Annotated in this window: 13 protein-coding genes, 2 tRNA genes, 3 rRNA genes and 2 pseudogenes; 8 read left to right on the forward strand and 12 right to left on the reverse strand. The window is 43.3% G+C overall.

Features of this window, described 5'->3' with window-relative positions:
- Position 1 precedes the first annotated feature (1 nt).
- Both ACRWP9_RS01560 and ACRWP9_RS01565 read left to right on the forward strand, forming a co-directional pair.
- Entirely contained in the window at positions 2-3,166 is a 3,165-nt protein-coding gene (locus tag ACRWP9_RS01560; protein WP_434927567.1) for an efflux RND transporter permease subunit, read from the forward strand.
- Between the two features lie 370 nt (positions 3,167-3,536).
- Positions 3,537-3,809 (forward strand): annotated as a pseudogene (locus ACRWP9_RS01565) (IS630 family transposase); the annotation flags it as partial.
- A 357-nt stretch (positions 3,810-4,166) separates the two neighbouring features.
- On the opposite strand, the pseudogene ACRWP9_RS01570 reads toward ACRWP9_RS01565, so the two are convergent.
- The 6 genes and pseudogenes from ACRWP9_RS01570 to ACRWP9_RS01595 form a co-directional block, all read right to left on the reverse strand.
- Positions 4,167-5,194 (reverse strand): annotated as a pseudogene (locus ACRWP9_RS01570) (IS630 family transposase).
- A gap of 132 nt (positions 5,195-5,326) precedes the next feature.
- Positions 5,327-5,442: ribosomal RNA gene (gene rrf, locus ACRWP9_RS01575) — 5S ribosomal RNA — on the reverse strand.
- A 143-nt stretch (positions 5,443-5,585) separates the two neighbouring features.
- Positions 5,586-8,488, reverse strand: a 23S ribosomal RNA gene (locus tag ACRWP9_RS01580).
- 361 nt (positions 8,489-8,849) lie between these two features.
- Positions 8,850-8,925, reverse strand: a tRNA-Ala gene (locus ACRWP9_RS01585).
- Positions 8,926-9,070: 145 nt separating this feature from the next.
- Positions 9,071-9,147 (reverse strand) — tRNA-Ile (locus ACRWP9_RS01590).
- Between the two features lie 89 nt (positions 9,148-9,236).
- Positions 9,237-10,781 (reverse strand): 16S ribosomal RNA (locus tag ACRWP9_RS01595).
- Together the 16S, 23S and 5S rRNA genes with 2 tRNA genes alongside form the textbook arrangement of a ribosomal RNA operon.
- 699 nt (positions 10,782-11,480) lie before the next feature.
- Here ACRWP9_RS01595 and ACRWP9_RS01600 point away from each other — a divergent pair.
- On the forward strand, positions 11,481-11,936 hold the full coding sequence (locus tag ACRWP9_RS01600) for an RNA recognition motif domain-containing protein (protein WP_434927568.1): 456 nt from the start codon (positions 11,481-11,483) through the stop codon (positions 11,934-11,936).
- A 19-nt stretch (positions 11,937-11,955) separates the two neighbouring features.
- Here ACRWP9_RS01600 and murI read toward each other — a convergent pair whose 3' ends face one another.
- On the reverse strand, positions 11,956-12,729 hold the full coding sequence (murI, locus tag ACRWP9_RS01605) for a glutamate racemase (RefSeq protein WP_434927569.1): 774 nt from the start codon (positions 12,727-12,729) through the stop codon (positions 11,956-11,958).
- A gap of 85 nt (positions 12,730-12,814) precedes the next feature.
- On the opposite strand from murI, the gene trmA reads away from it, so the two are divergent.
- Positions 12,815-13,912, forward strand: a complete 1,098-nt coding sequence (trmA, locus tag ACRWP9_RS01610) for a tRNA (uridine(54)-C5)-methyltransferase TrmA (RefSeq protein ID WP_434927570.1) — start codon at positions 12,815-12,817, stop codon at positions 13,910-13,912.
- A 74-nt stretch (positions 13,913-13,986) separates the two neighbouring features.
- Here the strand turns inward: trmA and fabR are convergent, their stop codons facing one another.
- Positions 13,987-14,604, reverse strand: a complete 618-nt coding sequence (gene fabR / locus ACRWP9_RS01615; RefSeq protein ID WP_434927571.1) for an HTH-type transcriptional repressor FabR — start codon at positions 14,602-14,604, stop codon at positions 13,987-13,989.
- Between the two features lie 166 nt (positions 14,605-14,770).
- On the opposite strand from fabR, the gene ACRWP9_RS01620 reads away from it, so the two are divergent.
- The 3 genes from ACRWP9_RS01620 (at position 14,771) to mnmH (ending at position 18,264) form a co-directional block, all read left to right on the forward strand.
- Positions 14,771-15,877, forward strand: a complete 1,107-nt coding sequence (locus ACRWP9_RS01620; RefSeq protein ID WP_434927572.1) for an acyl-CoA desaturase — start codon at positions 14,771-14,773, stop codon at positions 15,875-15,877.
- Between the two features lie 232 nt (positions 15,878-16,109).
- On the forward strand, positions 16,110-17,171 hold the full coding sequence (gene selD / locus ACRWP9_RS01625) for a selenide, water dikinase SelD (protein ID WP_434927573.1): 1,062 nt from the start codon (positions 16,110-16,112) through the stop codon (positions 17,169-17,171).
- Complete coding sequence (gene mnmH / locus ACRWP9_RS01630) at positions 17,164-18,264, forward strand: tRNA 2-selenouridine(34) synthase MnmH (protein WP_434927574.1); 1,101 nt, start codon at positions 17,164-17,166, stop codon at positions 18,262-18,264. Before selD ends, mnmH begins: the two co-directional genes overlap by 8 nt.
- Positions 18,265-18,329: 65 nt before the next feature.
- On the opposite strand, the gene ACRWP9_RS01635 is transcribed toward mnmH, so the two are convergent.
- The 4 genes from ACRWP9_RS01635 to ACRWP9_RS01650 all read right to left on the reverse strand — a co-directional run bounded on the left by ACRWP9_RS01635 (position 18,330) and on the right by ACRWP9_RS01650 (position 22,350).
- Entirely contained in the window at positions 18,330-19,634 is a 1,305-nt protein-coding gene (locus ACRWP9_RS01635) for a hypothetical protein (protein ID WP_434927575.1), read from the reverse strand.
- Between the two features lie 104 nt (positions 19,635-19,738).
- Positions 19,739-20,554: a 3'(2'),5'-bisphosphate nucleotidase CysQ gene (cysQ, locus tag ACRWP9_RS01640; RefSeq protein WP_434927576.1), complete on the reverse strand. Its 816-nt coding sequence runs from the start codon at positions 20,552-20,554 to the stop codon at positions 19,739-19,741.
- 157 nt (positions 20,555-20,711) lie between these two features.
- On the reverse strand, positions 20,712-21,260 hold the full coding sequence (gene nudE, locus ACRWP9_RS01645) for an ADP compounds hydrolase NudE (protein ID WP_434927577.1): 549 nt from the start codon (positions 21,258-21,260) through the stop codon (positions 20,712-20,714).
- A gap of 196 nt (positions 21,261-21,456) precedes the next feature.
- Entirely contained in the window at positions 21,457-22,350 is an 894-nt protein-coding gene (locus ACRWP9_RS01650) for an outer membrane beta-barrel protein (RefSeq protein ID WP_434927578.1), read from the reverse strand.
- A 253-nt stretch (positions 22,351-22,603) separates the two neighbouring features.
- Between ACRWP9_RS01650 and yrfG the strand changes: the two genes are divergently transcribed.
- The gene (yrfG, locus tag ACRWP9_RS01655; protein WP_434927579.1) at positions 22,604-23,278 is read left to right on the forward strand and encodes a GMP/IMP nucleotidase; all 675 of its coding nucleotides are present in this window, start codon (positions 22,604-22,606) and stop codon (positions 23,276-23,278) included.
- Positions 23,279-23,361: the final 83 nt, after the last annotated feature.

The following is a 23,361-nucleotide window of genomic DNA, read 5'->3' on the forward strand; positions in this document are numbered from 1 at the left end:
TATGGCTCGCTTTTTTATCGATCGCCCTATTTTTGCTTGGGTGATCGCAATTCTTATTATGTTAGCAGGGGTGCTGGCCATTAAAGGCCTGCCCATTGCTCAATACCCTAGTATTGCACCGCCAACGGTAGTCATTACCGCATTTTATCCTGGTGCATCGGCCAAAACCATGGAAGATACCGTGACTCAAGTTATTGAGCAACGTATGACAGGTATTGACCATTTACGCTATATTTCTTCTAGCAGTGATAGTTTTGGTAACGCTACAGTTACCTTAACGTTTAATGCCGAAGCCGATGCCGATATTGCTCAAGTTCAAGTGCAGAATAAACTGCAGTCGGCAATGACCTCCTTACCTCAAGAAGTACAATCACAAGGTGTAAACGTTAACAAATCCAGCGCGGGTTTCTTAATGGTTGTGGCGTTTGTGTCTGAAGACGGCTCGCTGGCTAAAAACGATATTTCTGATTACGTTGCTGCCAATATTCAAGACCCTATGAGTCGAGTACCAGGTGTTGGTGAACTCGAGTTGTTTGGTGCACAGTACGCAATGCGCATCTGGCTTGAACCGCTAAAGTTAACCCAATACAACTTAACCAGTATTGATGTAATGGCAGCCATTAGAGAGCAAAATGCTCAAATATCAGCTGGCCAATTAGGCGGTTCACCTGCAATGCCTGGCCAGGAATTAAACGCCACGGTTACCGCACAAAGCCGTTTACAAACACCTGAACAATTTAAACGTATTATTCTGAAATCAGACTCTTCTGGCGCAAATGTCTATCTTGAAGACGTGGCTCGAGTTGAACTTGGTGCCGAAAGCTACGCGGTTGAATCCTTCTATAATGGTAAACCTGCATCTGGTCTAGCTTTTAAGTTGGCAACAGGTGCAAACGCACTCGATACAGCTAATAATATTCGCGACCGTTTAGATGATTTAAAAACCTATTTTCCTGAAGGGTTAGAAATTTACTATCCATATGACACTACTCCATTTGTTGAAAAATCAATTGAAGGTGTGGTTCATACGTTAATCGAAGCTATCGTATTAGTATTTTTGATCATGTATCTGTTCTTACAGAACTTCAGAGCAACGCTAATCCCAACGATTGCAGTACCCGTAGTACTACTCGGTACATTCGCTATTTTGTCGGCAACAGGGTTCTCTATTAACACCCTCACCATGTTCGCTATGGTGCTGGCAATTGGTCTATTGGTCGATGATGCTATTGTGGTAGTAGAAAACGTTGAACGATTAATGTCTGAAGAAGGGTTGAGCCCACTTGAAGCAACCCGTAAATCGATGGATCAAATTACTGGGGCGCTTGTTGGTATTGGTTTAACGCTTTCCGCGGTATTTGTGCCTATGGCCTTTATGTCAGGCTCTACCGGGGTGATTTATCGTCAGTTCTCAATCACTATCGTATCGGCTATGGCGTTGTCAGTATTAGTAGCGTTGATTTTAACACCTGCATTATGTGCAACCATGTTAAAGCCATTACCTAAAGGTCATACCCATATTAATACCGGCTTTTTTGGTTGGTTTAACCGTATGTTTGATCGCATGACATCTCGCTATGAAGCGAGCGTGGCAAAAATTCTTAAACGGAGTTTCCGCATGATGGGCATATATCTTGTGCTTGTTATTGCTACAGCGTGGATTTTCTTACGCATGCCAACGGCATTCTTACCAGATGAAGATCAGGGGATTTTATTCACCCAAGCAATTTTACCAACCAACTCAACCCAAGAAAGTACCGTTAAAGTGTTAAACGAAATCAATGATTTCTATCTGACCCAGGAAAGCGATTCGGTAAACTCTGTGTTCAGTGTTGCAGGTTTCAGCTTTGCGGGTATGGGCCAAAACATGGGCATGTCGTTTGTTGGCTTAAAAGATTGGGCCGAACGAGAAGAACCAGGTCAGGATGTACAGTCTATCGCAGGTCGTGCAATGGGCCGCTTTATGCAAATAAAAGAAGCCATGGTGTTTGCGTTTGTTCCACCTGCGGTAATTGAGTTGGGCACAGCAAATGGTTTCGATTTATATCTGCAAGATAGAAGCGGTAAAGGCCATGATGCATTAATTGAGGCACGTAACCAGTTACTGGGTATGGCGGCACAAAATCCAAGCTTGGTGGGCGTTCGTCCCAATGGCCAGGAAGATGCACCAATGTACGAAATTCATATCGACCAAGCCAAAGTGCGCGCACTGGGTATTGATATCAACAGTGCCAACAGCGTACTCGCTACCGCATGGGGTGGCTCATATGTGAATGACTTCATTGACCGTGGTCGCGTTAAGAAAGTATACGTACAAGGTGAAGCTAAATATCGTATGCAACCCAGTGATTTAGACACTTGGTATGTCCGTAATTCAGAAGGCGAAATGGTGCCCTTTTCAGCCTTCGCGACAGGCTCTTGGAACTTTGGTTCACCGCAGTTACAACGCTTTAATGGTTTACCTGCTGTCAATATTCAAGGTGCTACCGTGCCTGGTTACAGTACCGGTGATGCTATGGTTGCGATAGAGAAAATGGTCGAACAATTACCACCTGGGTTTGGAGTTGAGTGGAATGGCCTGTCCTATGAAGAACGTTTGTCGGGTAACCAAGCACCTGCATTATATGCTTTGTCAATTCTAGTGGTGTTTTTGGTCCTTGCAGCACTCTATGAGAGCTGGTCGGTGCCATTTGCCGTCGTATTAGTCGTACCTCTAGGGGTTATTGGTGCATTGCTTGCTATGAACGGCCGTGGTTTACCTAACGACGTATTCTTCCAAGTAGGCCTATTAACAACCGTCGGGCTGGCAACTAAAAACGCTATCTTAATTGTTGAGTTTGCTAAAGAATTCTACGATAAAGGGGCGGGATTAATCGAAGCAACACTGCATGCGGTTCGCGTGCGTTTGCGTCCTATTCTAATGACATCATTAGCATTCGGCTTCGGTGTGGTCCCATTAGCCATCAGTACTGGTGTCGGTTCCGGCAGTAAAAACGCTATTGGCACCGGTGTGTTAGGCGGCATGATGAGCTCGACATTCCTAGGTATTTTCTTAATTCCATTGTTCTTTGTCGTGGTTGAAAGACTTTTCAGCAAGAGAAAAAGCCAAGCTGAATCAGAAATAAACAGTGTTGACTTAGCTGCAAGCAATAAGCCTGACGCTTAACGCTTTTCAGAAAATATCTGAGTAAAGCTATTTGGCAGAATATAAAGGACCAAACGTGCAAACGTTTGGTCCTTTATTTTATCAAGCAGAATAAATGGTTAAGATCGTCCTCGAACGATATTTACCAGTAGGTTAAAGGTCAGCAAAGTAAGCTTTAACACCTAGTTTGCTACCTATCTAACCCAAAGTATCAATTGCTTTAACTCACCTGAATTAAACGTGGCATATAAAAACCTATCATTTACTTCATCAATTAGATTGTTATTGATAACCTCTTGATCTCGTCACTCTAAGTAATTCTAGACGCTTTTAACCCCCTATATGCCAACTGTCCTTAATATGTGACATTCACTCGCATTGATGTCCAGTCAGATTTAGCCAACATAATACGACTAGCCAATTAGGGCCAAGAAAGAAACTCGTCCACGAGCGGTATGGCTGAAACTGTTTGAGTCAGTATATTTAGACGGAGCAGTCACGCCAGTAACGAAAGCCATTATTGCCTCACATGCTAACAACAGATAAATGTACGAGTATTTGAAATTTATCTCAGCGACAGCATGATTTAGATGATAATTTTGCTAACCTAACAACCCTCAAGTTACCCCCCGGTTCACCAGAACTAAACCATAGAGAGCAAGTGTGATAACGACTTTCTCAGAATAAACTCGTTAATAGCTGCTTTCATGGAGATGAGGATATTTGAGCCAGAAGGGATCCGATTAAGCTATTAGAGAGAATAGGTCTGACCCATGAATTAATGTAATTAGTATCATCGGATTGGTATTTAGCGCCTGGAAATGACCTACTCTCACATGGGCATATCGGCCACACTAATACTATGCTCAAATGACATGCTCAAATCTCAAACGTAAAAAAGCCCGTTACGTTAGTAACGGGCTTATCACTACTCTTGCGAGTAAATTAGGCGCCTGGAAATGACCTATTCTCACATGGGCATATCGGCCACACTATGTATGACTTATACCATTTACATTAATTAATTGGTCAGTTTTGTCCACCGTCTAGAACATAGTAGAATCACCCTTTCCGGCTCTGCAATAAATCGATTCCATGCAATGGAACACTGCTCAACAATATCGTCATATCCACTAAAGCAACGATTGGCGAGTTCATTCTGACGAAGCCATTGCCACACTTGTTCTATAGGGTTGAGTTCTGGCGAATAGGGCGGAAGCTTAAGGATACTAAGGTTATCAAAGTCCTCTGTCAGCTCCTGTTGATGCCAACCTGCGCCATCCATGATGACCAAAGCATGGCGACTCGATTCGGTAGCCTCTGAAATTAATTTTAAATGCTCCCACATATATTCACTATTGGCATGCGGGGCAATAATAGCCTCTGTCGCACCCGTTGCCGGACACACCGCGCCATATAAATACGCTGATTCAAACTGTTGTTGCCTTACCGCTCGTGGTCGGGTTCCTTTCGTTGCCCAAATGCGGGTTGTTGTATTTTGCTGACCAAATCTGGCTTCATCTTGAAACCAAACATCAATGCGATCTAACGCCACATGACCAGGGGTGTTAAGGATCGTTGACAGCTGGAAGTTTTTTAAAAGCGTCCTGAATATCTTGAGATTGTTTTGGGTGACGAGAGCGGGTCGTTATCCATGACAATCCTAATTGATGCAGTAATCTGTAGATATTTGCCTGTTTAAAGGTCACGCCAAATTCAGACTGAATAAAAAGACTGACATCTCTTGCCATCAATCTTCCGCCACTCTCAGACAAGCTTTTGACGTTGTACAAATTCTTTCAGATTTACCAGTTGTTTCGCCGATAATTGAGCGGGTCGACCTGGATTATGTTTATCATCTAGGCCGCTAATGCCATGAGTTAAATAATGAGTAACCCATGCATTTACACTGGTTCTACTGACCTTCAACATGTTGGCTATAGCAGTACGAGAATGACCTTCGGTAAAATGAAGTAAGGCGAGATAACGCATACGTTTACGTGCGCTTTTCTCAGATTTAACTAATGCTGCAAGATTGAGATTATTCATCGATACTGAAATAAGGAAATGACAACTAATTAGATCACATATTTAATGTAAATGGTATTATGCTCAAGAATAATTTTTCGACACAAAACAAAAAGGCCACTCAATTAGAGTGGCCTTGCTGTTTTATTTGGCGCCTGGAAATGACCTACTCTCACATGGGGAGACCCCACACTACCATCGGCGATACTGTGTTTCACTTCTGAGTTCGGAATGGGATCAGGTGGTGCCACAGCTCTATGGTTTCCAGACAAATTTGGTTTATCTAACACACTCATGTGCATTAAATAATAATTCGGAAAGCTGATTGCTTTATCTGAGTTTGAGTCTCGTTACACTATTTAAGCGTCCCATTCTAATACTAAGTCGTATCAGTAAAACCCATCTGGGTTGTATGGTTAAGCCTCACGGGTCATTAGTACAAGTTAGCTCAACGCCTCACAACGCTTACACACCTTGCCTATCAACGTAGTAGTCTCCTACGGCCCTTTAGAGAGCTTAAAGCTCTAGGGATGACTCATCTTGGGGCTCGCTTCCCGCTTAGATGCTTTCAGCGGTTATCGATTCCGAACGTAGCTACCGGGCAATGCCATTGGCATGACAACCCGAACACCAGCGGTTCGTCCACTCCGGTCCTCTCGTACTAGGAGCAGCTCCCCTCAATCATCCAACGCCCACGGCAGATAGGGACCGAACTGTCTCACGACGTTCTGAACCCAGCTCGCGTACCACTTTAAATGGCGAACAGCCATACCCTTGGGACCGACTTCAGCCCCAGGATGTGATGAGCCGACATCGAGGTGCCAAACACCGCCGTCGATATGAACTCTTGGGCGGTATCAGCCTGTTATCCCCGGAGTACCTTTTATCCGTTGAGCGATGGCCCTTCCATTCAGAACCACCGGATCACTATGACCTACTTTCGTACCTGCTCGACGTGTATGTCTCGCAGTTAAGCTGGCTTATGCCATTGCACTAACCGTACGATGTCCGACCGTACTTAGCCAACCTTCGTGCTCCTCCGTTACTCTTTGGGAGGAGACCGCCCCAGTCAAACTACCCACCAGGCACTGTCCTCAACCCCGATAAGGGGCCAGAGTTAGAACATCAAAACTACAAGGGTGGTATTTCAAGATTGACTCCACTCCATCTAGCGACGAAGCTTCAAAGTCTCCCACCTATCCTACACATGTAGGTTCAATGTTCAGTGCCAAGCTATAGTAAAGGTTCACGGGGTCTTTCCGTCTAGCCGCGGGTATACGGCATCTTCACCGCAATTTCAACTTCACTGAGTCTCGGCTGGAGACAGCGTGGCCATCATTACGCCATTCGTGCAGGTCGGAACTTACCCGACAAGGAATTTCGCTACCTTAGGACCGTTATAGTTACGGCCGCCGTTTACCGGGGCTTCGATCATGAGCTTCTCTTGCGATAACCCAATCAATTAACCTTCCGGCACCGGGCAGGCGTCACACCGTATACGTCATCTTGCGATTTTGCACAGTGCTGTGTTTTTGATAAACAGTTGCAGCCACCTGGTATCTGCGACTGCCGTCAGCTTAGGGAGCAAGTCCCATCACCAACAGCAGCGTACCTTCTCCCGAAGTTACGGTACCATTTTGCCTAGTTCCTTCAGCCGAGTTCTCTCAAGCGCCTTGGTATTCTCTACCCGACCACCTGTGTCGGTTTGGGGTACGATCCCTACTAACCTGAAGCTTAGAAGATTTTCCTGGAAGCATGGCATCAACTACTTCATCACCTTAGTGACTCGTCATCAGCTCTCAACGTGTACATTTAAGTACGTGTTCCCGGATTTGCCTAAGAACACCGCCTACTACCTTAAACGCGGACTACCAACGCCGCGCTAGCCTAGCCTTCTCCGTCTCTCCATCGCAGTTAGCAGAGGTACAGAAATATTAATCTGTTTTCCATCGATTACGCCTTTCGGCCTCACCTTAGGGGTCGACTCACCCTGCCCCGATTAACGTTGGACAGGAACCCTTGGTCTTTCGGCGAGGGAGTTTTTCACTCCCTTTATCGTTACTCATGTCAGCATTCGCACTTCTGATACGTCCAGTGTGGGTTACCCCTTCACCTTCAACCGCTTACAGAACGCTCCTCTACCGCTTGCAGTAAACTGCAAACCCGTAGCTTCGGTGGTATGTTTAGCCCCGTTAAATCTTCCGCGCAGGCCGACTCGACTAGTGAGCTATTACGCTTTCTTTAAATGATGGCTGCTTCTAAGCCAACATCCTAGCTGTCTAAGCCTTCCCACATCGTTTCCCACTTAACATACACTTTGGGACCTTAGCTGACGGTCTGGGTTGTTTCCCTTTTGACAACGGACGTTAGCACCCGCTGTCTGTCTCCCGAGTAGTACTCATTGGTATTCGGAGTTTGCAAAGGGTTGGTAAGTCGGGATGACCCCCTAGCCTTAACAGTGCTCTACCCCCAATGGTATTCGCTCGAGGCGCTACCTAAATAGCTTTCGAGGAGAACCAGATATCTCCGAGTTTGATTGGCCTTTCACCCCCAGCCACAAGTCATCCGCTCATTTTTCAACATAAGTCGGTTCGGTCCTCCAGTTGATGTTACTCAACCTTCAACCTGCCCATGGCTAGATCACTCGGTTTCGGGTCTACGCCTTGCAACTAAACGCGCAGTTAACACTCGGTTTCCCTACGGCTCCGCTATTCGCTTAACCTCGCTACAAAACGTAAGTCGCTGACCCATTATACAAAAGGTACGCAGTCACGGTCTCAAGAACCGCTCCCACTGCTTGTACGTATACGGTTTCAGGTTCTATTTCACTCCCCTCACAGGGGTTCTTTTCGCCTTTCCCTCACGGTACTGGTTCACTATCGGTCAGTCAGGAGTATTTAGCCTTGGAGGATGGTCCCCCCATATTCAAACAGGATGTCACGTGTCCCGCCTTACTCGTTTTCATCTATGGTTAGTTTTCATGTACGGGGCTATCACCCTGTGCCGCTGAGCTTTCCAACTCATTCCACTAACACCCCATAGACTTAAGGGCTAATCCCCGTTCGCTCGCCGCTACTAGGGGAATCTCGGTTGATTTCTTTTCCTCTGGGTACTTAGATGTTTCAGTTCCCCAGGTTCGCCTCATACAGCTATGTATTCACTGTATGATGACCACTTATGTGGCCGGGTTTCCCCATTCGGATATCGTTAGCTCAAATGCTTATTACTAGCTCGCCAACGCTTTTCGCAAGTTATTACGTCCTTCATCGCCTCTGACTGCCAAGGCATCCACCGTATACGCTTAGTCACTTAACCATACAACCCAAATGAGTTTCACAACCCTTGTAAACAAGAGAATGAACTAATTAGACTGTATCGCAACTAGCTGGTTTTTACTTGTCTCACTCCCGACCAGGAAGTGTGACTCGCCTTAGTTTTTAGAATATTCAAGACACTTAAACAGTGTTTTGAGAACTCAAGATACTGATGCTTTCGCATCAATATTATTTTCGCACTAACGTAATCACACAAACGACAACGAATCATCATCCATGCGCCTTTAGTTAGTACTATCAGCTTTCCAAATTGTTAAAGAGCGGGCTTAAAAAAGCCAAAGATAAAATTTCGTTTATCTTTGGCATCTCGGACCAATATGTATGTTTCTCATTCAAGAGAATGGTGGAGCTATGCGGGATCGAACCGCAGACCTCCTGCGTGCAAGGCAGGCGCTCTCCCAGCTGAGCTATAACCCCTTTACATACAGTGAGAATTTACGTTTACCTTCTAAGAAGGTCAGCCAATTTATTTGGCTTGCCAATTCGAATTTATCCAAGGCAATTTATTGCGACGTTTAGTTCACTAAACGAGCGGTAAATTAACACAGGAGAAATGAAGAATTGGTGGGTCAGAGTGGACTTGAACCACCGACCTCACCCTTATCAGGGGTGCGCTCTAACCAGCTGAGCTACAGACCCAACGTAATTTCTCTTTCTTTCTATCAAGTAATCTGTGTGAACACTCACATGCATCTCTGCACTTTTAGGTATTGAGTTAGTCGTATAGGTAAGGAGGTGATCCAGCCCCAGGTTCCCCTAGGGCTACCTTGTTACGACTTCACCCCAGTCATGAACCACAAAGTGGTGAGCGTTCTCCCGAAGGTTAAACTACCCACTTCTTTTGCAGCCCACTCCCATGGTGTGACGGGCGGTGTGTACAAGGCCCGGGAACGTATTCACCGTGACATTCTGATTCACGATTACTAGCGATTCCGACTTCATGGAGTCGAGTTGCAGACTCCAATCCGGACTACGACGTACTTTGTGAGATTAGCTCCACCTCGCGGCTTTGCAACCCTCTGTATACGCCATTGTAGCACGTGTGTAGCCCTACTCGTAAGGGCCATGATGACTTGACGTCGTCCCCACCTTCCTCCGGTTTATCACCGGCAGTCTCCCTAAAGTTCCCGACATAACTCGCTGGCAAATAAGGATAGGGGTTGCGCTCGTTGCGGGACTTAACCCAACATTTCACAACACGAGCTGACGACAGCCATGCAGCACCTGTCTCAGAGTTCCCGAAGGCACTAAGCTATCTCTAGCGAATTCTCTGGATGTCAAGAGTAGGTAAGGTTCTTCGCGTTGCATCGAATTAAACCACATGCTCCACCGCTTGTGCGGGCCCCCGTCAATTCATTTGAGTTTTAACCTTGCGGCCGTACTCCCCAGGCGGTCTACTTAATGCGTTAGCTTGGGAGCCCAGTGACTAAGTCACCAAACTCCGAGTAGACATCGTTTACGGCGTGGACTACCAGGGTATCTAATCCTGTTTGCTCCCCACGCTTTCGTGCATGAGCGTCAGTCTTTGTCCAGGAGGCCGCCTTCGCCACCGGTATTCCTTCAGATATCTACGCATTTCACCGCTACACCTGAAATTCTACCTCCCTCTACAAGACTCTAGTTCCCCAGTTCCAAATGCAATTCCTAGGTTGAGCCCAGGGCTTTCACATCTGGCTTAAAAAACCGCCTGCGCACGCTTTACGCCCAGTAATTCCGATTAACGCTCGGACCCTCCGTATTACCGCGGCTGCTGGCACGGAGTTAGCCGGTCCTTCTTCTGTAGGTAACGTCACAGCAACAGTTTATTAAACTACTACCTTTCCTCCCTACTGAAAGTGCTTTACAACCCGAAGGCCTTCTTCACACACGCGGCATGGCTGCATCAGGCTTTCGCCCATTGTGCAATATTCCCCACTGCTGCCTCCCGTAGGAGTCTGGGCCGTGTCTCAGTCCCAGTGTGGCTGATCATCCTCTCAGAACAGCTAGGGATCGTCGCCTTGGTGAGCCATTACCTCACCAACTAGCTAATCCCACCTAGGTTCATCCAATCGCGAAAGGCCCGAAGGTCCCCTCCTTTCCCCCGTAGGGCGTATGCGGTATTAGCAGTCGTTTCCAACTGTTATCCCCCTCGACTGGGCAGATCCCTAGGCATTACTCACCCGTCCGCCGCTCGCCGGCAAAGATAGTAAACTATCTTCCCGCTGCCGCTCGACTTGCATGTGTTAGGCCTGCCGCCAGCGTTCAATCTGAGCCATGATCAAACTCTTCAATTAAAGTTTTTTGAAACCCGAAGGTTTCGGCTCAATGAATTCTGATTGCTTTATCAACCGAAGTTAACAAAGTCTTTTTGTACATATTGCTATGAACATTCATCGTTGCATTGAGTTTAAATTTTTTGATTGCTCTTCCTAAGAAGAAGCAATTTCGAATAACTCAATACCTGTGAATGTCCACACAGATTACTTGATAAATTGTTAAAGAGCGTTGATGTTGATTTTTCAAACATCGCCGTAAGACGCTAGGTCGTTGGCTTGGGCTGCGTATTCTACAGACCCTGTTGTCAGCGTCAAGTGTTTTTTCAAACTTTCTTTTCGCTGTTGATTTGATGATGAAACCGAAGTTTTTATCCTTTCAAATCAACCTGACTTCCTAAGTGATTAACTTCAGATGCCACTTTGCTTTCGCGCTGTGCCGTGTCAGTGGTTGCGCATTATAGGGAGATTCTGATTCGGCGCAAGGGGGGATCGCGATCTTTTTTGCTGACCGATGATCTTTTACCCAGATCGCTGTTTTTTTCGCTTTTGCAGCCTATAAATCCGACAAGTTTGATGCCCAAAGCAGTATTTATCATATTTAAGTTAGTTTTAAGCTCATTTTTTCTACAACGGACTGGTTAATGTTCAGATTATTCATTAATATATAGCGGTTTTTTAACAGTTATTTTTCATTTCATTATTATTAGAGATTATTTTATGCAGAAATCATTCGTGATTGTTCTTATTGCAGCACTTGTTGGTGCTTTTGTTTTTTTCCAAGTTCAAGGTAGTGTAGCTTCCTCTGTAGCGTTTATTGCAGGGATAGTAACAGCAACACTTATCTTTACCTTTGTTCCAGCTAGCCAAGCTCGCGCATCTGATGAACCTTATGTAGGTCCAACAATGACGTTATATGTTGGTAACTTACCTTACCGTGTTCATGAAGGTGAAGTTAAAGAGTTATTTGGTGAATATGGCCCGGTTAATTCAGTCCGTTTAGTACGTGATCGCAAAACAGGTCGCCGTAAAGGCTTTGGCTTTGTTGAAATGTCTGAAGCGGGAGCTCAAAAAGCAATGGGTAAGTTGAACGACTATACTTTTCAAGAGCGTACTTTAAAGGTAAGAGAAGCTAAATCTCAAGAATCTGATTCTTCCGATTCTCCTGATGCTTAATCTAACTTAGTTAGGTGGTTTAGTCGGTTATTTGTTTCACACTAGTGAACCCATAACCGACTAATGCTTTATAGAGTCCTGTTGAAATCTGCTTTGTATAACTGACCGTTAATTCACTTCCCTGCTTATTACTTATAGGCACTAATGTTTTTACTCTATTCGCTATTGCCAATCCAGAATCTAATAATTTGACATGATTACCCAGTATCTGGTTAATTTTCGCTGCGATAATAGGAAAATGTGTACAGCCTAATACCAGCACATCAATATCGGCATCTTTAATAGGTTGCAGTATTAACGCCAATTCTACTAGGTCTATGATTTCACCTGCGACATATTTCTCTGCCATCATCACCAATTCTGATGACCCGAATAATTCTACTTTGCAGTCATCGGCAAATTCATTGATCAGTTCTTGGGTATAGTCGCGCTTTACTGTGCCTGGTGTGGCAAGTAATCCAATATGCTTTTTAGCAGATAATGCGGCGGCGGGTTTAATGGCAGGTACAACACCAACAACAGGAATAGATAAACTCGCCCTTAACCTTGGCAATACTAAAGTGCTAGCGGTATTACATGCAACAACCACAATAGCAGCATTGATTTGATGCACCTGTTGTAGAATTAACTCAACACACCCTTCAATTAAATCTTCTTCTGATAAGTTGCCATAGGGCAAGCGGGCGTTATCAAATAAATAATGATAATCCCTATTTGGCAGTAACTTGCGGATTTCTGATAGTACTGATAAACCACCTATTCCTGAGTCGAATACTAAAATTGGCTCTGACAAAGTGGTCTCCTATTTTATATACATTGGATATCGACGCTATTTGTTATAAAATTTGCGCCCTTTTTTATTGCCTTTGGTGGAGAAAATGAATTTAGCAGCCATGGACCCAAATAACTATGCTACGCAACTTGAACAAAAGCGTAACAAGCTTGAACAAGCCTTTGCTGATTTTACCCCACCAGCATTAGAAGTGTTCGCTTCTGAACCTGCTAATTATCGGATGCGCGCCGAATTTAGAATGTGGCATGAAGGCGAAGACTTATATTACTACATGTTTGACAAAGCGCTGAATGCTAAAGTGCGCTGTGATCAATATTTACCAGCGGGTACTTTGATCAATCAAATGATGGCCGCCTTAATTGAAGAACTAAAACCAAGCCCTTCTTTGCGATATCGTTTATTTCAGATCGACTTCCTGTCTACTTTAAGCGGTGAGATTTTAGTATCTTTGTTATATCACCGTCAATTAGATGATCAATGGCTTGAAGATGCTAAGGCACTGAAGGCTAAACTCGCCAAACAATTTAATGTTAATTTAATTGGCCGAGCTAGGAAGCAAAAAATCGATTTAGATAAAGATTTTGTCACTGAAAAACTGAATGTGAACGGTAAGATGCTTCAGTATAAGCAGATTGAAAATAGCTTTACCCAGCCTAATGCTAACGTGTCAGTTAAAATGCTTGAGTGGGCAATAAACGCTACCCAAAATAGCCAGGGTGATTTACTTGAACTCTATTGCGGCAATGGCAATTTCACAATTGCATTGGCGCAAAATTTTTCACGCGTACTGGCTACTGAGCTAGCTAAACCATCAGTTGATGCTGCGCAATATAATATTGAAATTAATAAAGTCGATAACGTGCAGATTATTCGCATGTCTGCAGAAGACTTTAGTGATGCGATGACCAAAAAACGTAGCTTTAGACGCTTAGAAGGTATCGATTTGGACAGCTATGATTGCAATACTATATTTGTAGACCCACCAAGAGCCGGTATTGATGACGAAACATTAAAGTTGGTTCAAGGCTATGAGCGTATTTTATATATATCGTGTAACCCAATTACGTTAAAAGATAACTTAACGGTACTAGGCGTTACCCATAAAATTACCCGCTTTGCATTATTTGATCAGTTCCCATATACCGACCATATGGAATCGGGTGTGCTACTTGAGCGCAAGTAACGCAGCTTTATCAATATGAATAAAAAGGGCAGAGAGTTAATCTGCCCTTTTTATTAAAGTATATAACTGAATTATCAGCTGCGGTTGTCCATTTTTTGTTGTAATGCTTCAGCACCTGTCGCCACCATTCGTAAATGCAACACCAGTTGATCAGCCAGCGATTTTCGCTCACTTCGCTTTAGGTCTAATGCGCTGGCACCCGCATTGAACACTAAAGTCACCAAAGCCTCGGCTTGAGCTCGTGCAAGTGTTGGGTGTCTATTTGCGTGTGCTTCGGTGTAATGGGCTAGTTCAGAAATAAAGTGTTCAACCTCACGCTCAACTGCTGCGCGAAAAGCCGCTGATGTTCCTGAACGTTCATGTAATAGAATTCGGAACACATTGGGGTTTGATTCCATGACTTCCATAAAAGTGTCAACTGAAATACGAATAACACTCCCACCCGCTTCAGCACGTTGACGACCTTTACGCATCATTTGCCTAAGCGTTAATCCGCCCTCATCAACCATAGTCAGGCCAAGCTCATTCATATCTTTAAAATGACGATAAAAAGATGTCGGTGCGATGCCGGCTTCTCGAGCAACTTCACGTAAGCTTAAACTAGAAAAACTGCGCTCAGCACTTAATTGATTAAACGCTGCATCCACTAATGCACGGCGGGTTTTCTCTTTTTGTTGTGCTCTTACACCCATTTAAAAAATCGCTCAGTCAAGATTAATTAACAGATAATACCCCTTTTATCGTATAAACACAGCCCTATTGAGCTTGACCCAAAACAGATCACAGGATAAATTAGCTTACATATGTACGCTCAATTAGTTTAGACTCATATTTAAAAGTTAGCAGGAAAGCGATTAGATGAAAAAACCTCCTATTATTTGGCTTAACACCTTGTTGTTCGCTATTACCTTTATTGGTGCTGTGGTATTAGTGCCTTGGCGCGGTATAGCGCACGGTTTTGATGGTGTAGAATGGCTTGCCTTCATTGTTTTAGCCTATGCCAGTGGCTTGTCTATCACCGCTGGTTATCATCGTCTTTGGTCCCATAAAGCCTACAAAGCGCATCCGGCAATGCGAGTATTATTTGCATTAGGTGGTGCATTAGCATTACAAAATAGTGCTATACACTGGTGTAGTGATCACCGTGTACATCATAAACATGTCGATAATAACGACAAAGATCCCTACTCAGCTAAGCTGGGCTTTTGGTACAGCCATATAGGTTGGATGTTACGTGAATATCAAGCGAGTCGTTATAGTGATTACAATAACGTCCGCGATTTGCAAAATGATCCGATTCTTGTGTGGCAACACAAACACTATTTAGCATTGGTTATTTTAATGAATATCGGCTTACCTGCTTTATTGGGCTGGTTAAATGGTGACATAGTGTCAATGGTATTAATGGCTGGCTTGCTACGATTGGTGGTAGTGCATCATTGTACTTTCTTCATTAACTCACTTGCCCATATTTGGGGTAAACAGCCGTACACAAACAAAAACACCGCTCGCGACAATGCTTTTTTAGCCTTGCTGACATACGGTGAGGGTTACCACAACTTCCACCATATTTTTGAAAATGATTACCGTAATGGTATTAAATGGTGGGATTACGATCCAACCAAGTGGTTAATAAAAACGATGGACTGGGTTGGACTAGCCTCCGACTTACGTAAAGTACCACAAGAGCGTATTGAAGCTGCTAAACTGAAAATGCAACTGCAACGTGTACAGTATAAAGTTGCCCATTTACCTAATTGCGATGAAATAATTGATACCTTCCAAGCTGAATATGAACTTATGAAGCAGCATTTGATGGAATACTATCAAGCCAAAAAAGCGTTGATTGAAGCTAAGCGAAAGCAATTAGTTGATACCCACTTAAAAGAACAGGTTCAAGAACTTCGCGAACGCTTTCTTGAGCAGCAGCGACAATGGAAAAGCCTGACGGCTGCTTACGCGTAGTTTTAGTCTGAATTCTAGCGGCCAATTAACAGCCGCTTTATAGTGACATTAATGCCGCGCCCTTTAAGGGCGCGGCATTTTTATTAGCCCGTTGACTGTGTATAAAAACGCTATAGCAATTGCAAAAACTAATTCAAATGCGCTTTTTCTATTTAATGCTACCCAAGTACCAGATTATCTTTCACAATGAATCTATAACAGACCTTCACTTCCTTAGATTAAGTTATTCATTATGAAGTCCAATTATCCAGACATTCGCTTAACCGAATACAGCCACGGTGCGGGATGCGGTTGTAAAATATCCCCCCAAGTACTCAGTACTATACTGTCATCACAATTACCGCTATTCACTGACCCTAATATCCTGGTCGGTAATGACACGCGTGATGATGCTGCGGTATACAAACTCAATGATGATATTGGGATTATTAGTACTACTGACTTCTTTATGCCTATCGTCGACGACCCTTTTACCTTTGGTCGTATTGCAGCGACGAACGCAATAAGTGATATTTATGCCATGGGCGGAACCCCAATAATGGCGATAGCTATTTTAGGCTGGCCAGTAAACAAACTGCCTGCAGAAGTGGCTCAACAAGTCATAGATGGCGGACGCCAGGCCTGTAAAGATGCCGGCATTATGTTAGCGGGAGGGCACAGTATTGATGCACCAGAACCTATTTTTGGTTTAGCAGTGACAGGCCAGGTACAACTCAATGATTTAAAGCAAAACAGCACGGCTAAATCTGATGACAAGCTGTATCTGACCAAACCTATTGGTATTGGTGTACTGACAACGGCTCAAAAACAAAAAAAGCTTAAACCCGAGCATAATCATATTGCGATTGATGCTATGTGTCAGCTGAATAAAGTTGGCCAAGATATCGCTAAAATAAAAGGCGTCAATGCCTTAACAGATGTGACTGGGTTTGGTTTAGCAGGTCATTTAATCGAACTCTGCCAAGGGGCTAATCTCACTGCGACACTTAACTTTAATGCCATTCCTAGATTAGCAGAAGTCGATAACTATATTGCCCAAGGTTGTATTCCAGGAGGAACAAGTCGTAACTATCAAAGTTATGCACCGCATTTACCATCATTGACCGATTACCAGCAGGCAATATTATGTGATCCTCAAACCAGTGGTGGTTTATTGATAGCAGTAAATGAATCGGCGCTGGCAGAGTTACACAAAGTATTAGCTGAGCATCAAATTGCCCTACATTGTATTGGGACATTGAGTAGCAATGCATTGAACACACCTGAACAACTAGTGGCTTTACTCAATGAGTAATACCATTGCCGCCAGTGAATACGGTCGATTGTTACTAGAAAAGCGACCTCTGATTGACGTTCGCGCGCCAATTGAATTCAATAAAGGTGCTTTTCCCGAGTCAGTTAATTTACCTTTGATGAATGATAGAGAGCGTCAACTAGTGGGTACCTGTTATAAACAGGAGGGGCAACAAGCCGCCATTACCCTAGGCCATCAATTGGTCAGCGGTGATATTAAGCAAAGCCGAATTGATGCCTGGTGCGAACAAGTACACCAACATAATCATAGTTATTTATATTGTTTTCGAGGCGGCCTTCGCTCTCAACTTAGCCAACAATGGCTGCAACATGTAGGTATTGATATTCCCTATGTTTATGGGGGATACAAGGCACTACGTAGCTTTCTGATTAGTACTATTGAACAAGCTGAATCAAATCACCATTTTTTGATTTTAAGCGGCAGTACCGGTAGTGGTAAAACTGAGTTTATTCATCAGCGTAAAGAAACCATCGACCTAGAAGGCCTGGCTAATCATCGCGGATCAAGTTTTGGTAAACAAATAAGCTCACAACCTAGCCAAATTAATTTTGAAAATAATCTAGGGGTCGCGTTACTTAAATATCAACAGGTCAAGTCATCATCCAAATTGCTGTTAGAAGATGAGAGCTTCTTAATTGGCCGTACCGCTATTCCGCAGCCATTTTTTAAAGCCATGCAGCAAGCGCCAATTGTATTACTTGAAGAAGCATTTAATGCTCGAGTCGATAGACTTCATGGTGAATATGTCAGTAATATGCACCAACAATATTGCACTCTATTCGGAGAGGTTGAGGGGTTTAACGCGTTTGCAGTGTATTTAGTCGACAGTATTAGCAAAATCCGTAAACGCTTAGGCGGAAAACAACATGACGAGTTACAAGGACTTATTCAACAAGCATTAAAGCAGCAGCAAAATCAGCATAATCTTGATGGTCATTACGCCTGGATAAGCCAGTTACTCAGCAAATACTATGACCCCATGTATCAATACCAACTGGATAAAAAACTCACTAAGGTGATTTTTAAAGGTAATGCCACTGAAGTGCACCAATGGTTGGATGAGCAAAAATAGACGCAAATAAAAAATGCCTGATGATTCAGGCATTTTTACTTACAAAGCACTGTTGATTTACGCTATTAAAGATTAAGGTTTATATCAATTAATTGATAAGTATACTTATCAAAAAAACTTGAACGGATTGCTGAATTTTCACGGGTTTTTTCCGCTCGCTGTTGACGAAACGCTTGGTACTGGCTGGGGGAATGGTTTTGATAACCATAAATAGATACCGTTATTCGCGGTTGCGTAAGCTGCTCAAAGCGCGACTCGATATTCGCCGGTAAACTCAACTCAGGCATCACGCCATTTAACGGAGCCTCTACACTCCAACGAGCCGTACCGTATTCGTACAAATTAACGGCTAAAAGTGTGTTGCCTAATCCTATATTGGTAAAGTTATAACTAGAGGTACCACCATTGAGCATTCCCTCCAAAATAGTTTGTGTTTCCGCTAACATTTCATATTGATTCAGCGGTATATGTAAGTCCTGTTGTGACATAGCATTAGTCACTTTCTTACGGATACCTGACTGATACGATACATCACCAAATTCATTGCCCCCCAATGACTCAAACATACTTACAGAAACAAAGTTATTCTCTAAAAGCGCCGGAAAAACCTGAGGCTCATTTTGCCACGCTAACCAATTAACCCGGCCAGACTCAGTTTCTGAAAACGTAGTGTATCTAACATTGCCTGGGTCATAAGGGTTAACAATCACACTGAGTAATGCACCTTCATTCTTAGCGTTGTCGAACTGGCTACTTGACACAGTGAAAGGTTGGCTAGAGTCATGTCCATTGACATCTAATATAGCAGAGTAAGCAATAACTCCTGATTGTTGCGGCATTAAGGTCACGTGAACTGGCGCAAATTTGCCATCATTCTTACATAATAATCTTGAGGTATTTTCGCTTCGTTCAAATAACGCGGTATAACCTGAATACACTGCATTAACATCACTGAGGTCAAAATTAAATGTTTCACATTCACATTGCGCATCTAAGCTATTTTGCCAGAAAGTGCGAACACCTAAATCACCTCCAGTAATCTCAGTATCGGTATTAACCAGCATTTCACCATCGATATCGACGGCTATACTGATGTGCTTAGCATCTGCAGGCCATAGAATATCGACTTTACCGCTGGAAGGACTTTTCGACTGACTTAAGATACTGCCATCTTGACGATGAACAATAATATCGGCACCCGCTAAGGGTTGGGTAAAGCTACACTGAGATGCTTCTGACAATAAATCGACAGTTAATCGTTTACTTGGCGATATACTTATATCGCCACCGCCATCACTGCCGCCACAAGCAGAAAGCATCATAATCACTGATGCCGAAAACGCACTGGTTAATATTCTGTTCTGTTTCATTTAATTTTCTAATTCCTTGAATAATGTTCACAATAACATTGCGGCTACATTATTCAGGATTATAAAAATAACACAATATGGATTTAATAATATGCTATGGCCAGTTACTCAGCATTAAGTAACATGACATTCCATGGAAGATTTTCGGTACCTACGACAATAAAATTTGGATTCTCTAGTGTGTCTCGCTCATTGTAAGTCATTGGGTGCAAGTGGATATCAACCAAGGCTCCACCCGCTTCTTCGACAATAATTTGTGCTGCACCTGTATCCCACTCACCTGTTGGGCCCAAACGGATATAACAATCTGCCTGGCCTTCAGCAACTAAGCAACTTTTCAATGCTGCGCCACCTAACACCACTAACTCGCAGTCTTTGGGATGGCTAAATAATTTAAGTACCTTTTGGGGGTCTTGTCGGCGGCTAACCGCTATTCGCAGATGATTTTGCTCTGATAGCGCTAATTGAGTGCTAGTAATACGTACTTCACCTTCGGGGCTACGTTTATAGGCACCTAACCCTGCAATAGCGTAATAACATACGTCGGTCATTGGCACATAAACAATTCCCATGATGGGACGATTATGTTCAACAAGGGCAATAATCACCGAGAAATCACCACTACCAGCAATAAATTCACCAGTACCATCAAGCGGATCGACTAACCAATACTTTGACCAGTTTTGTCTGACAGACAAAGGGATATCAGCATCTTCTTCACTGAGAATAGGAATGTCCGGTGTCAGCTTAGCAAGACGTGAACAAATTATGTCATGGGCGGCCAAGTCGGCAGACGTTACAGGGGTATTATCAGATTTTATCTCTCGTTTAAAATCACCTGACTGGTAGATTTTACGAATAGCATTCCCTGCTTCGATAGCAATTTCAATTGCTTGTTCGATGATGGCTTCAGGCTTCATTACAACTCCAGTTGCTGGAAATAAGCATGTATTACTGATTAAAACTAACTTTAGCTAACTTTAGCCAAAGTGCGAGGATAATACTTTACTGGGTAAGTGAATGGCACTTACCTCTGTATGACTCATACGGCGAAACAAGCAGTTATTTAGCTAGAAATTACTTCGCTAAAAACTGTTTAGCTAAAAAAAGTGCGCTTACACTTCGAGATTCAGAAAAGTCGGGGTTATCTAACAATGCTTGCCAATCATCTAGTGCCCAGGGCACCACAATAATCGGTTCAGGTTCATCACCTTCGAGTTCACTGGCATACAATTGCTCAGCAACAAAAATATGCATCTTGCTAGAGAAGTACCCCGGTGCCAGTGACAGCGTTTTTAGATGGGTTAATTTTTTACTGGCAAAACCTATTTCTTCTTGTAATTCACGATTAGCAGCCTCAATAGCCTCTTCACCAGGATCAATAAGCCCTTTAGGAAAACCTAATTCATAATTATCCGTTCCAGCGGCATACTCTTTTGCGAGCAACAACTGACCTTGATGAATAGGCACCACCATGACAGCGCCACGGCTTCCGCCCTTCATTCGCTCATACTGGCGCTCAACACCATTGGAAAACTTAAGATGAACTTGCTCAATTTGAAATAGCCGACTTTTAGCGACAATCTCTGTGTGCAAGATTTCCGGCTTACTATGCCGCTGTGTCATTGCAACCTCATGTGACGAATGAAATAAGACAAGCGACAATATTACTACCCTAAGCGTAATCTACAACCGGAATTTACAGTCTTCTTAAAACAAGTTTCTATGTTTTAGTCATTAAAGATGATTCATAGCGCTACTTTTGGGATTCAAACTCAATAAAAAAGGAGCTAATTAGCTCCTTTTTCACTTCTACAACCCTTTAAAAATGATAACGTAAACTGAGCTGGCCAGTTAAAATATCATTTGGCTCAATATCAACATATTGATACCCCAGCCCTAAAGACCAAGATTCTGTCATTTGATAACTAAACTGCATACCGGCATACCAATCGGTACCACTAAGCGTTGTGGTTAAGCTGCTATTATTCATCTGGCTGGCAATATCGGCATTCCATCTAAATAAACCAACCGGCACTTCAAGACGCCAATCCTGATGCTCAACTAAAGTAAAACGCAGTCCTAGAGTTATACCATCAGCCAGTATCGGCGTAACCGATTTCAATGCCTGTTGATATGCCTCAGGGCTTAAGGTGCTGCCTTTAAGTTGTGCAGTGCCGCTACCAAAGTCAGAATAACCTAACTCAACAGCAAGAAAATTGTTCCATTGATAACCCGCACTCAAACCCAATGCAGTATCGCTATCATCAACATCAGTGACTTCAGTATCGTTTGGATATTGCCAATTTTGTATCTTGCTATCAGCATACGCTTGTCCAACAAACCCATCTAGATACCAGCTGTTGGCTTCTGCTGCATTAGCTTGCGCTGTCACACCAGTCAATAACACGCTGCTGATTGCTACCGCCAGCCATTTACCTCGACGCACTAAACCACCAAAAGCAAGTAGCACCAATCCGTACAAGGATAAGCTACCACCACCGGATTGATTATCGATAACAACTTCCTGATAAGCTTTAATGGTCACTAACACCTGCCCTGAGGCTTCGCCGCCAGCACCATCACTTATCAAATAGCTCAGTGTATCCACCCCTTCAAACCCCTGTTTAGGTGTATAACGAAGCTGGTTAGATTCTATCGATACAGCCCCTTGTAATGCCGTACCACTGACTAACGTTAAGCTGCACAATGTCAAAAAACACCTTGAAAATAGTGTTTATTCACATGAGGTCACCCTGCATTTTTAAGTAAGGTCCGAATTTAACTCTGAACTATTGTCACTACATGCTGTTAAATTTGTTAAATTGCGTTGAATCACATTAGCTAAGATAATGAATTTATACCCTTATCAAAGTGACGCTTAAACATTCAGCACGCTTGTTGAGACTAGTATATAAAGGAAGAATGACAAGTGATGGCTAAACTTTTTATCTGCAAAGGATTTATTGATGTTTAACTGGAATAATATAGATACAGTGTTACTCGACATGGACGGCACCTTGCTGGATTTACACTTTGATAACCATTTTTGGCTTACTTTAGTGCCGCAGCAATTAAGCCAACAAAGACAAATTAGCCTTGATGCGGCCAAGCAATTAGTCGAAAACGCTTACCACAAAGTGACTGGCACATTAGATTGGTATTGTTTAGATTATTGGCAGCAGCAGCTTGAGCTGGATATTCTCACTCTGCATTATTCACTTGTTGAACGCATTCAAATGCGTCAAGACAGCATGCCTTTTCTTATGGCATTGGGTGCTATGAATAAAAAACGTATCTTATTCACCAATGCCCACCCTAAAAGTTTAGCGTTAAAACTTGAGCATACTGAACTGGCACAGGGTTTAGATGCAATGTTATCAAGTCATGAAACGGGTTACCCTAAAGAGCATCCGCAGTTCTGGTTGACGGCGATTGAAAAATATCAGCTAGATCCCGCCAGATGTTTATTTATTGATGACAGTGAACCGATTTTAGCCGCATCGAAAAAGGCGGGCATAGGGTTTCAGCTAGGCATAAAAAATCCTGACAGCCAAAAAGGCCATAAGCTATTTAATGATTTTCCGGCAATTGATGATTACCATCATTTATTAGATGACTTACTTGCAGGCCAACATCTATAACGCTAGCCCAAGGTAGTAATGGCGCAATTATCCATAACCTCACTGATGAAAAAAGGGCGCTAGTGCGCCCTATCATAATCAAT

Origin of the sequence: Shewanella sp. HL-SH2, assembly GCF_051164935.1 — a bacterium.
Lineage (GTDB): Bacteria > Pseudomonadota > Gammaproteobacteria > Enterobacterales > Shewanellaceae > Shewanella > Shewanella glacialimarina.